Origin of the sequence: Streptomyces griseocarneus (genome assembly GCF_014655595.1) — a bacterium.
Classification (GTDB): domain Bacteria; phylum Actinomycetota; class Actinomycetes; order Streptomycetales; family Streptomycetaceae; genus Streptomyces; species Streptomyces griseocarneus.
Genome location: NZ_BNBL01000001.1, coordinates 621,230 through 633,285, shown reverse-complemented (window position 1 = coordinate 633,285; position 12,056 = coordinate 621,230). Strand labels below are relative to the sequence as shown.

Below are 12,056 nucleotides of genomic sequence, written 5' to 3'. Positions count from 1 at the left end.
CCCGGGCCGGTTCGCGCGGCCGCGGTAGCAGGGCCCGGACCGGGCGGGCCGGCGTCTGCGCATGGTGCCCACGCTGGGGCATCTCCCCGTGCAGCTTCTGATCGATGGGGCGGTCGACCGCGGCGTACACGCCTGGATCTCCGACGGATGCAGCCGCTCGACGGTCAAGGTCAACATTGCGCCCCTGGTGCGCAGCACGGAACAAGCCGTCCGGGACGGAATCACCGACCGGTCCCCGCCCCCGCGCCGGGACGTCAGCTGCGGTTGGTCCATTCGATCAACGACAAAGCCCGCTGAGCTGGAATTTCTTCCTGCTCAGCGGGCTGTTGCACCGTGTCGGGACGGCGGGATTCGAACCCACGACCCCTTTCCCCCAGTCAAGGTATTCGCCGCGCTTCGCGAAACCACGAGGCTGACGAGCCGTCATCCTCTTTACCGTTCGGGTGCCACTCCTGCCCGCGCATCCCCCCGTCTCCCGGCGTGAGCGTGCTCGGCCGCGCTGTTCTCCCTCGCCGGCTCAGCGCGGACCAGTCGGCGGCTGACGAAGAAGTCCCAGACCTGCTGGGCGACGGAGGGCGGCATGGCGGAGACGGCGAGCTCCGCCTCCGGTAGGGCACGCGGCACGGTGAACAGCTGGAGCAGGGCCACCAGGCCGTCCGGGATGAAGTACAGCCGGCCGTCGACCCGCCGGAAGGCGAACCGGCCCGGCTGGTCGGAGTCGCCGCGACCGGTCCAGTAGTAGTACGTGTACTCCTGCACCACCTCGCGCTCCGGGCGGCGGATCACCGTGCCGTTGATGACGTAGCGCGCTTCGCGATCCGGCTGGGCCGAGCCCACCACCTTCATGATGTCCGCTCCGTACCGCTCCTGGTAGAAGTACGTGTGCGCGCAATCGGTGCCGCCCACCCACGGGCGCCCGAGGTGGTTGCCCGTCAGGGTCGCCTTGGCCTCCTCCACCGCGACCAGCTCGCGCTCGCTCAACCCGCCGTCGACCTCGTCGTAGTCCAACGCCCGGGCGATGTCGTGATCGGGGTACGGCATCACGTCACGCAGCCCGAACCGTTCCGGCTGCTTGGCCACGATCGCCCCGGCGGTGAGCATGAACGTGCCCAGACCGCCGAACGTCCACTTGTCGCGGTGCTCACGCAGGAAGTTGATCGACTCCATGGCTTCGTCGGCGGTCTCCGTCGGGAAGCCGGTGAACCCCATCATCTGCACACCGATCCCCGCCTGCGTCATGGCGTCGATCGTCTGCGACACCTGGGCGAGCGTGGTGCCCTTGTTGATCAGATCGAGGATGCGCTGGTTCGCGGATTCGAAGCCCACCGAGACCGAGACGCAACCACTGCGCCGTAAGGTACGGCATCGCTCGGTCGACCAGTACTTCTCCAGGCGAATCTCCGCTCCCCACCGGAAGTCCACATCCGACTCGATCACCCGCTCCGCGAATTTCAGAATGGTCGCCGGTGCCAGTACGTCCACCGAGAAATAGATGAACTTGGCGAACTTGGATATCTCCGTGACGTCGGCGACCATCTTGTCGACCGGGTCCTGCCGCCACGGGCTGGTCGGACTGTCCCCGTTGAGGCCGTAGTCGCAGAACGTGCACTTGTTCCAGTAACAGCCTCGGGTGGGCGAGTAGTACACGAACGGCTCGGGGCTCAGGTATTTGTCCCACGGCAGCGTCGAGTAGTCCGGGGTCGGCAGACCGGCGAGCTGTTCGTATGTGAACACCGGCAGTGCCCTGCCGATCCCGTGCCTGGGGTGCAGGCGGATGTTGGGGTGGCCGCTCGGCAGGCGGCCGGCGTCGAGGGAGTCGAGGATCTCCACGTACGCGCTCTCGCCCTCACCCACCACGAGCGCGTCGAACACGTCGAAGATCTGGAACACGCTGTTCTTGTCCACCGCGTACTTGTTGACGTCGGCGACCTCGGTGCCGCCCGCCATCAGGAACACGTCCGGCAGCGCCCGGCGGATGAGCCGCGCCAGCCACAACGCGAACGGCAGTTGGGAGACGAAGGTGATGTTGATGCCGATGACATCGTGGCGGCCCGCGACCAGGCGGGGCACCAGGACGTCGGAGTAGTACGGGGTGAACGCGTTGCTCAGCCGGGCGAGCATCGCCTCGTCCGTGAGATCCCGGACCGAGGAAACGTTGAACCTGTCGTATGGCTGGAATTCGAATCCGTTGTGGAACTGTCCGGGCAGCCCTGCCGAGCCCACGGTGTTCATCCAGCCGGTAACGGTCTCCACCGCGTGCTGGTACTGGGAGTAGTCATAGAACCGCTCGGGATCCTGAAGCACCCGGACGGCCTCGGCGGTCTGCTCGGGTGACACCTGCCCGGCACGCAGCCGCATCGCGGCAACCGCCGTGGGCGACATCCGGTCGTCGAACACGGAGGCGGCTGATGCCTGCTGGACCAGCCAGTCGTGGGGCAGGTCTGTGTATGAGTGATGGAACGCCTCGATGTTGGCGTCAATGATCGCGGCCGCGGCCTGCCCGTGCGCCCGGGCGTAGGAGTCCAGGTAGCACAGCGAGTGGTAACCGCAGGTCGGATCGGTCAGCGGTGGGTAGATCAGGACCGGGCGCATGTGTTCTCCTGGGCGATATCCCTGCCGTCAAGCCGCCGGCGACGGCATCCTCGTCAAAGCGACCGGGCTTCCACCCGCTCCTTGATGGTGCGGATGGCCGATTCCAGCTCGTCCGCGTCGAACCGGAGCGCACGGGCGAGCACCGTCCCACGGCCCTGCACCCGGACCGGAGTCTCCGGTCCCAGGGCCACCGCCAACACGGTTCCGCTCATTCCTGGCACGGCAACGACGCCATCCTTGACGGAAACCATCCCCTTGGCCTTCTCCCCCTGGTAGGAGTCGTGGGTCTCGCGCCGTACGGATCGCACGGCTCCGACATCGACGGAGACCGCCGCCAGATGGCCGGTGCGGATCATCAGGCGTTCGCCATCGATGTAGTGGGGGCGGGTGTGCACGCCCGCGTAGACGCCGAACAGCCACAGGACGCCGTAGATCCCGAGGATGAGCAGCACGGTGCGCAGCCAGGGCCAGGGCACGAGCAGCTCGGCAAGGAAGATCTCCAACGGCCCCGTGAACATCATCACCAGAAGGAATATCTTCTGGTTCGCCCCGTAGCGGATCACGGTGGCGTCCGCCGGGACGTCCTTGCGTCCGCGCACGAGCAGGGCGATCGACATGACTCCGCCCAGCTCGTGGCGGATCAGCGTGAGCATGGGACGGGGCAGTACCGTGCCTGCCGCCTCGAGGAACGCGTCCCACCGGGGCACACCACTCCGGCGCAGTCGCCGGTAGACCACCCGGGCGGCCACGGCGAGGCCGAGCGCCAGCACTCCGGTCAGGATCTCGACCCCGGTCGCGATGAGCACGGCGTCAGCCAGATCGAGCACTCCGGTCGCCACCAAGGTCAATTGGACGGCGATCACGGTGAACGCCACCCACTTGAGGACGCGCACCATTCGGCCGCGCTCGGAGTTGGTCGATGCCTTTAACCGCCGTCGATCAGATCTCATACGTTCCCTACCGATACGCGAATGATGGTCTGCTACTCACCATTCATATTTTCCTCGGTCGATACGATCCAGTCCCGCTCCACGACCAGCCAACTGTCCCCCGCCAGACTCCGTTCGAAATAGGCATAGGGCAGTGCGCCGTAACCCCGCTCGCCCCATTCCTCGCCCCAGCTGTTGCGGACCCGGAAGTGACGTCCGGTGTCGTCGAATCCCACCAGCAGGGTGATGTGCATGCCCAGCGAGCGCTCCCCTGTCCCGGGCAGCGGGATGGCACCGGTCCGGAAGGAGGAGAACTGTGAGGTGTACAAGGGGAACTCACACGCCACCGGGAGTCCCGCACGCATCGCGGCACGCAGCGTGCCAAGGTACCGCTCCGGCGTGAGCTCCTCCTTGCGGATCCGCCAGGAGACCACGTCCGAGGTGCAGTGCGCTGCCGGACGGAGGCCGGTCTCCGGGTCGGTGTCCACGGTCGCGGCGGTCCACGGCCATGACGTCTCATCCGGCATTCCGAACCGCCGCCAGGCGGCGATGCTGGAGTCGATGTGCGCGCCACGCCGATCGGGTTGCCCCATCAGACGGCGTGCCATCCGGTAGTTGAACAGGATCGAGGGCTCGATTTCCGCCTGCCGGGCCCGCCGGGCGAAGTAGGCGGCGAGCGCCGTGACCACGGCCGCGGTGCAGAGCGGCACCATTCCCTGGTTGATCACTGGTGGGAACCACTCGTCCAGGACCACACGGCCGGCGGGGCCGTCCCGCTCCCGGGGCCATGGTGGTGTGATGCCGGTGCCCTGCCAGTGGAACGTGGCGGGGTCGCGGTCCAGGTCCCCCAGCCGCTCAGCCGCCGCTGACACGCTCGGCCGCCCGTTCGGCGTGGATCACTCGCATGACCGCGGCCAGCCGCTGATCGCGCATGAGGACCGCCTCCCGGAAGGCGCGGAGGGCGTCCGGGGCGAAGTCCGCTTCCGGGCGTCGCTCCGGCAGGAAGTGGCGGTACCGGTCCTCGCCCCGGACGAGCAGCGCGCTGTCCGGCCCGTGCACCGGGCGGACCGACGGGGCCAGGTAGTCCACCGCGAAGCAGATCCGCTCCTCGGCCACGGCGCTCGGGCCGCTGCTGTGCACCGTCGTCGGCTGGTGGAGCGACGCCTGGCCCGCCTCGATCTCCACCGCGACCACGTCGTCCTCGTGCACGTCGTAGTCCGCCTGCTCACCCTGCATGAGGCCCGCGAGTGTGCGGTCGGCGAAGTCGTGCCGGAGGAGACCGGCCTTGTGTGACCGGCGGCAGTACAGCATCGTGCCGTTGTCCCGGCCGGCCCTTGTCAGCGCGAGCCAGACGCGCACCGCGTTGCCCTCGGCTCCCTCCCAGCCGAAGTACGGCGCGTCCTGGTGCCAGGCCAGCCTGCTGCCGCTGTGCCCCTCGCGTACGAACAGGTTCGTCGACCAGACCAGGAGATCCGGCCCGATGAGGCTGGACGCTAAGTCCAGCAGTCCCGGGTGGTGGACGAGCCCGTCCGCCCAGCGCGCGACCAAGTGGATCTTGGGGTAGTTCCACCGGCGCTTCAGCAGGCCACCTGCCTGGTCGGTGACCGTGCGGTAGGTCCGGTAGCCGGCCACGGCCTCCGCGACCTGGGAGGGCGTCAGCACGTCGACGGGCATCAGATAGCCCTGCCGGTGAAAGAAGCTGATCTGCTCCGGACTAAGCGGGCAGGGCGACTCCGCCACGGTGCACCCCCACGGCTCGCTCGATGGTCTGCTGCCGGTTGCCCGTCAGGTAGTCCCGCATGGCGCGGAGGAGCAACCGGGCGTCATCGGCCTTGGTGTCGGGTGCGGTGGTGGCGAAGTAGCGGGCCAGGGCCGCGTGCTCGTCTTCGGGCACGGCACCTCGGATGGCGTGCAGGGCCGCACGTGCGGACCGCTGCGGGAAGTAGAGGCTCGTCGCCGCGTGCAGGAATGCCTCGGCGGTTGCCGGGCCCACGACGGCGGACTCCAGCGCGGAGGCGACGGCGAAGCGCAGGTTGACCATCGGCTCGGAGAGGGGCGCCCCGGTCTCCTCGTCAAAGGCGATGGCGACCTCGTCGTCGGCGTCCACCTCTCCCGTGCGGTAGGCCTCGAAGATCTTGCCGACGCCCACCATGCCCCAGTGGTGGCATTCGGCCGCCCGCAGCGCGCCCATGCTGGAGGAGCCGAAGACCTTGACGCCCCGGTCGACGACTTCGAGCACCTCCTTCGGCGAGACGCACAGCGTCGAGAGGAACTTGCCGTCGACGATGCCGATGGCCTTCGGCAGTTCGGGCCTCTTCAGCAATTCCGCCAGGTCGCCCCGGGCGATCGGAGGCAGGAACTCCGCGTCCAGTTCCTCGGCGGCGGCCGCGAGGGGAAGGCTCGGCCCCAGGTACACAACAGCGTTCATCGGTGGTCTCCTCATCCCGCGTTCGTCGTGGCGAGGGCACGGTGCCGCGCCGAGATGTCCTGCACGGCCCGCTTCCAGGCCGCCCTCGCGCGGTCACCCAGCTTGCAGTGGTCCACCGCCCACGACTCGAGGCCGGGAACGATCATCCGCACGACGCTGACGGGGATGTGGGGTGGTGAGAAGTCGACCACGATCGCCCGCTTGATCCCGGCACGGCTCAACCGGGCCAGCATCAGCCGGACGTCGTCCATCACGTCGTCGTGCTGGTACGTGGTGAGGTCCGCGGCGTCGAGCACCTTGTCCATCGGATTCCAGATCCAGGCGCCCTTGTCGAAGGTCGACGAGCGTCGCACGTGGTACATGTGCTTCGGCACGTCGGTGCCCGGCAGGGATATGTCCTCCCGCATCGCCTGGATGTCGACCACCCGGCCCTGTGCGCATTCGGTGATGGCGCGGATGATCGCCACCTCGGCGTCCGGGTGGGTGCCGAACCCGCCGTGGCCCTGCGACACCGTGGGGCCCATGTCCTCGGCCGTGGCGGCCATGAAGCTCGGGATGCCGAGGTCGCTGTTGAGCTGGATCACCCGCATCTCCAGACGAGCGGCGTGGATCTTTTCGATGAGCGACTGAGCCCGCTCCGGCAGAGAACTGACGGAGACGTGCGGGTTGAGCTCCCGCAGGAAGCCTGTGATCTCACGCGACTGCGCGGGCACCGAGGACAGCCCCTTCTCCAGCACCTGACAGAGCTGGCTGCTGAGCACCTCGCTGATGGTGATCGCGTCCCTCTCGATCACCTCGCACAGCGCGTGGCAGATCGCCTCCTCGAGCGTGTTGCCCGAGGCCAGGCCGTTCGTCGTGGTGATCTTGTAGCAGGGCGCCTCGTGGAACTTCGGTGAGTAACAGGCGCCGTCCTGCGGGACGAGCACCTCCTCCTCGTTCAGCAGGTCGTACCCGAGGGTCCACGAGATCGGCAGGTCGTCGGCGTAGTAGGGGGCCAGCTCGAAGACGTACTCGCCGGGGTGCATCACGGACCTGCCCTGCGCGATCAGCTCGTCGTACGTCGCGATCGCGTCGGGGCGCCTCGGCAGCCAGGCGGAGAACCGCTCGATGCCCTCCATCACCGCCGAGGTCTTGGCGTCGATCGCGGTCAGGCCCTTGCCGTTGTAGACCGAGATGATGTCGTTGGAGCGCGGCGAGATGGCGTTGTACACGGGGATCCCGATCCGGTCCAGCCCGGTGATGTCGGCGACCCGTGTGATGCCGGCGCGCAGCAGGTGCGGCGTGACCCGAGCGTAGGTCTGCGCGCTCGTCACCTCCCGGTGGACGCCCACGCCGTTCGCCTTGGGTGCACTGGTACGAAGCTTCACCGCGTCTCCTCCCCGTCCAGCACGATGCTGGCGCGGCCATCGCCCTCGTAGTGGTAGGTCAGTGTCAGTTGGTCTCCCGGCTTCACCGTGCGCCCGCTCGCGAAGGCCCATCCCGCGGTGAACCAGTGGCTCCGGTCGCCGCCGTCCCACGGCGCGGTGGACAGGTAGGTGGTGGGGCCGATCCGGCCCTTGAAGAAGACGATGGCGGCGTTCACCACCCCGGGCCGCGAAACGGGCACGGTCACGGTGCTCGCGAACTTCCGGACGTCGGTGTGCAGGTCGAGGTTGTACAGCGGTACGGGCTCGGACAGCCGTTGCCAGTGCTGCACCTTCTCCGGGCGCTCGTAGAAACCCGCGACCCGCTTGTTGTCCTCCTCCAGCATCGGGGAGAAGTCCATCCCGAACCTGTCCTGCCAGCGTTCGATGTGCTCGGGGAGGACCCGGTGGCGCGCCCGCATGTCCTCCGGCATGCACGCGAGGTAGACATAGCTCTCGAAGGACTCGGGGATGAGCCTGGCATCCGGCGTCAGGAGCCGCCGGCGGGCGTCCTGGAGGTTCTCCCAGATCACCATGTCGAGGCAGTCGTTTCCGACGATGTCGGTGGTCAGCACGGTGGCCCGTTCCGGCAGTTCCGTCGTCGTCGACCAACCGCGGATCATCGTCACTTTGTCGGCGTAGCCGTTGTGCGCGATGACCTTGGCGGCGAGGTCACCGGAGCGGGCGGGTTCGAGGGCGTAGACGTGCCGGGCACCGGCGCGGGCGGCGGCGAGCGCGAGGATCCCGGAGCCGGTACCGAGGTCGAGGACGACGTCGTCAGGGGTGACGGTCTCCTCGATCGCCTTGATGAAGAGCCCCTTGCGCAGCGGGTCCTCCAGGATGGCGATGTTCAGGTAGGCCAGGCCGTATCCCCCGATGGGGAACATCAGGTCGGTGTAACCCTCCGGGGCCTCCGTGGTGAGGACGCCCGCGTTCACCATCGCGGTCAGCGTGCCGATCAGTTCCTCGACGGCGCGGTGGCCGGTGAGTCTCGGCCGCAGTCGCTGAACCCCCTCGGCCAGCGTGCGGGGCTCGTAGAACACGTCGAGCAGCGATATCGCGTGATGACCGAACTCGAAGATCCGCCGATCGTGGTGGATGCGCACCTGATGGGCACTGTCCACCTCGATGAGGAGTTCGGGAGCGCGACGGAGCACGGTACTGGCACCTACGGTCACATCAATCCCCCATGTTCTCTGCGTTGTTGCCTGATCGGCCCTGTGGTGTGCCCTCCGCGGCACGCACCAGTGCTCGCAGCAAAGCGGGCCGGTAGTCCCCCATGGAGCCCAGTTCCGTCGTCTCACCCGCGACCGCCAGGCCCTCTTCGGGTTCCACGACGGTGAACCCGTCCTCGCGCAGCTGCCGGACGTTTCGGCGCACAGCCGGTTTCGCCCATGTGGTGGCGTTGGTCGACGGAACCACGATCACCGGGCAGGACAGCGCCGTGATCGTCGACGTCGCGAGGTTGTCCGCGATGCCGTTGGCCAGCTTGCCGACGAGGCCGGCCGTGGCGGGCAACACGATGGCGACCTGGGCCCAGTCCGCCAGTGACACATGTGAACGCGCTTGCGCGGGCAGGTCGTCCCAGTCGACGTAGACCTCGCACCCGGCGACCCGCTTGATCGAGTCAACGGTGACCAGCCGGGTGGCCATCGGGGTCAGGACGACCCGGATCCGCCGCAGCCGGAGCCGGTCCTTGAGCCACAGCAGGATGTGCGGCAGGCCCAGCACCGCGACGGAGCAGGAGCCGAACACCATGAGCTGGACCCCGCTGAGGTCCTGTCGCGTCTCGCTCATCAGCCTCCGTCCTCGATGAGGTCCACCAGCTCCCGCCACCGCCCGGTGACCCTGGCCACCACCTGTTCGAGCTGGTCCGCCGAGCCGGTCCGGACGGCGGCCTGCGCGTAGTGCTCCAGCAGCCGGTCCGCGACCAGGGCAGGGAGCCGGTCCGGTCCGGGGCCCTCCCCGGCACTGGCGTAGCCGGTGAGGAAGGCGCGGACGAGCGCCGGGAACCGGCCGCCACCGGTGCCCACGGCGGCCGACTCGACGAGTTCGGCGAGGAAGAAGGCGACATCCCGGTCGGGATCGCCCACCCCGGCCTCCCGCCAGCCCTGCACCACGGGACGGGCCAGCGGCACCACCAGACCGGAGGAGAACCGGCCGTGCACCACGCTGTCCGGGCGGGGCCGTACACCTGCCGAGGCGGCGGCCGACGCGAGCACCCCGTCGCCGAACCCGGCCAGACCGGCACGCGCGGCATCCACCCTGTCCGTGCAGGCGGAGCCCGGGGGCAGCCAGGCCGCTTGGCCGCGGCCGGGCAGGAATTCCGCCTCGGCGGCGGGTACGGAGTGCATGCGGCCCAGGAAGGTCCCGAGGTCTTCACATGCGCTCGCCCAGTGGCCGGCGCCCGCATGGGGAGGGGCGCCGAAGAGGGCGTCGCACAGCAGGGAGGGCGTGGGCGTCACGGGCCAGGCCGCCAGGTCCGGCCGGACCAGTTCGGGCAGCGCCGCCACTGCCCCGCCAGAGGTGGGAACCAGGCCGGCCAGCTGCCGCATCTGGGTGGCGTCCAGGTAGTCGCCCGGCGCCACCGCCTGCTCGAACCACCGGTACCCGGCCCCGGAGCGCACGCAGCGACGCGCCACGAACGGGCCGTCCATCGACCGCACGGTGACCGCCGTCGCGGCACCGGCCGTCATCGCGGGACCCCGAGCGATGGCCGGGGTGCCTCGTAAGGCCGCTCGACCGACAGGCCCTCCTGGCGGAACCGGTCGGCGATCGCCTCGACCCGGCCGTCGAGGTCGGTGACCCCTCGGGCGTGGGCGTCGACGAGACCTTCCGCCACCAGGGCGCATCGGTTCTCCCCGAAGCTCACCGTGCGTCCGCGCAGCTGCGGTTCCACCGCGAAGGAGATGCCGGGCAGCAACGGTTTGACGAAGCAGGGCCGGTCATCGCGTAGCCCGTCCGCGAGTTGGGCGTGCATCTCCGGTACCAGGGTCTGGTGTCCGAGCCAGTCGCACTCGCGCAGGTACAACACACCGGCATCGCGCCGGACGTAGGCGGTCGGGTCGTTGGCCATCTTGAAGCTGAAGGGGATCCGCCGGCGGTTCACGGCCGTCGTCACGACGCGCATGACCTCCGGGGCCGCCTCCGGCCCGGCCGGCGTGAAGTAGATCCGGACCATCGTGGACTCGTCGGACTTGTGCGGCGGTCCCTCGTCCCCCACGGCCATGTACCAGCCGAGCACCGCGTACCGTCGGCACGGCGGAAGGACCACCGAGACCGCGGCGCCGACCTCGACCGGATCGTCGTGAACCAGTTCCTCGGCAGCCGCGAGCACCGAGATGCCGTCCTTCTCGACCAGCCAGCCACCGTCCCTGGCCTCGCGGACACGCCACCCCGGCACGCGGTAGCCGGTGCCGGTGTTCGCCGCGTGGAGAAGCTCGGTGAACGCGTAGTCCTCGTGGTCCACCAGCGCCGCGACCGCCCGGCCACCGCCGACCAGTAGACGGGCGGCGGCGTCGTCTCCCGCGTAGTAGGTCAGGTAGATCAGGCGGGAGAGATAGGAGACCACCGGGTAGTCGGGTCTCGCCTCCATGTCCCTCGGCGGGGTGAGCCTGCCGAACCGGGGGTGCCAGAACGTGCGCTCGTCGAGGATGACCACCTCGTCGGCGATCCGCCGGACGACGTCGAGGTACTCCGTCATTTCATGATCACCTTCAGCGTCGGGTCGGCGATGAGCCGCTTGCCGTACAGCAGGCAGAGGTGGCCGACCTGGGTGAGCATGCCCAGTTGTTGCAGGCGCATCGCGGCCTGGAGCAGCAGGGAGACTCCGGCGTACCGCAGGACGCGCAGTTCCATGTCCCCGGTGATCCCCGAGAGCGTGCGATAGGCGCTCAGGAATGTGCGGGCGTTGCGTCGCGCCGTGCCGAGGGCCTCGATGTCACCGTGCCTGCGGACCGATTCGACCAGGAACTGGCCGACCAGATAGCCGACGTCGTAGCACGGATCCCCGAACCCGGCGAGCTCCCAGTCGATCAGACGCACCGCACAGTCCGCGCCGGGCTCGCGGGGGAACAGGATGTTGTCGTCCCTGAGGTCGTAGTGGACGATCGTGTCCGGCCGCCACTGCTCGTGGAGCTCACGGAAGTGCGCTTCCAGCTCCTGCATGACCCGCAGGTAGATGTCGAAGTCCAGCCCCGCTCCGTGGGCGTACTCATAGGGCGTCAGCTGGGTGGACATGGGCACGGGGGGATGGAGCAGCCACTCCGGAAACTTGCGGTAGGCGTCCTGGACCGGCGCCTGGTGCAGGTCCACCAAGGCGGCGGCCAGGTTCACCAGGTGGCGGACATCGACTTCCGGGTCGCGCTGCGTCAGTTCACGCAGGCTGTCGCAGTCCTTGATCACGTCCAGAGCGATCGCACGCGTACCGCTGTCGCAAGCGACCAGTCGCGGTACCGCCTGCCTGGCCCTCGGCGAAAGCTCCAGGTCCTCGAGCATGCCCAGCACGACGCGCTCGTAGTCGTTGTCCAGTTCCGTGTCGGTGTCGGGGAACTTCACCAGGCAGGCCGATCCGTCGGCGAGCTCCACCATGAGAACGACCCGCCGTGAGGCGCACCGCTCCACCTGGACCACCCGGTCCTCCGTGAGCCCCAGCAGGGCCAGCGCCGTGCGGTCGGGCCGGAACTCCTCCACGAGGTTTCCGGC

11 protein-coding genes are annotated in these 12,056 nt (G+C 68.8%); all 11 read right to left on the bottom strand.

Annotated features, from left to right (window positions below; all coding sequences use genetic code 11):
* Positions 1–432: 432 nt before the first annotated feature.
* Complete coding sequence (locus tag IE295_RS02705; RefSeq protein ID WP_190061756.1) at positions 433–2,592, bottom strand: B12-binding domain-containing radical SAM protein; 2,160 nt, start codon at positions 2,590–2,592, stop codon at positions 433–435.
* Positions 2,593–2,645: 53 nt separating this feature from the next.
* Positions 2,646–3,488, bottom strand: coding sequence for a hypothetical protein (locus IE295_RS02700; protein ID WP_190061755.1), 843 nt, complete (start codon positions 3,486–3,488; stop codon positions 2,646–2,648).
* An 86-nt stretch (positions 3,489–3,574) separates the two neighbouring features.
* The gene (locus IE295_RS02695; protein ID WP_190061754.1) at positions 3,575–4,249 is read right to left on the bottom strand and encodes a C1 family peptidase; all 675 of its coding nucleotides are present in this window, start codon (positions 4,247–4,249) and stop codon (positions 3,575–3,577) included.
* 127 nt (positions 4,250–4,376) lie between these two features.
* Positions 4,377–5,261 (bottom strand): phytanoyl-CoA dioxygenase family protein, encoded by an 885-nt coding sequence (locus IE295_RS02690; RefSeq protein ID WP_190061753.1) that lies wholly within the window; start codon positions 5,259–5,261, stop codon positions 4,377–4,379.
* The gene (locus tag IE295_RS02685; protein WP_190061752.1) at positions 5,236–5,949 is read right to left on the bottom strand and encodes a TfuA-like protein; all 714 of its coding nucleotides are present in this window, start codon (positions 5,947–5,949) and stop codon (positions 5,236–5,238) included. Before IE295_RS02685 ends, IE295_RS02690 begins: the two co-directional genes overlap by 26 nt.
* 11 nt (positions 5,950–5,960) lie before the next feature.
* A complete protein-coding gene (locus tag IE295_RS02680) occupies positions 5,961–7,316 on the bottom strand; it encodes a YcaO-like family protein (protein ID WP_190061751.1) in 1,356 nt (451 codons plus the stop codon).
* A complete protein-coding gene (locus tag IE295_RS02675; RefSeq protein ID WP_224323206.1) occupies positions 7,313–8,509 on the bottom strand; it encodes a 50S ribosomal protein L11 methyltransferase in 1,197 nt (398 codons plus the stop codon). Before IE295_RS02675 ends, IE295_RS02680 begins: the two co-directional genes overlap by 4 nt.
* A 22-nt stretch (positions 8,510–8,531) precedes the next feature.
* Positions 8,532–9,149, bottom strand: coding sequence for a flavoprotein (locus IE295_RS02670; protein ID WP_190061749.1), 618 nt, complete (start codon positions 9,147–9,149; stop codon positions 8,532–8,534).
* Entirely contained in the window at positions 9,149–10,048 is a 900-nt protein-coding gene (locus IE295_RS02665; RefSeq protein WP_190061748.1) for a phosphotransferase family protein, read from the bottom strand. Before IE295_RS02665 ends, IE295_RS02670 begins: the two co-directional genes overlap by 1 nt.
* Positions 10,045–11,055, bottom strand: a complete 1,011-nt coding sequence (locus tag IE295_RS02660; protein ID WP_190061747.1) for a T3SS effector HopA1 family protein — start codon at positions 11,053–11,055, stop codon at positions 10,045–10,047. Before IE295_RS02660 ends, IE295_RS02665 begins: the two co-directional genes overlap by 4 nt.
* Positions 11,052–12,044, bottom strand: coding sequence for a phosphotransferase family protein (locus IE295_RS02655; protein ID WP_190061746.1), 993 nt, complete (start codon positions 12,042–12,044; stop codon positions 11,052–11,054). The genes IE295_RS02660 and IE295_RS02655 overlap by 4 nt, the downstream gene beginning before the upstream one ends.
* Positions 12,045–12,056 lie beyond the last annotated feature (12 nt).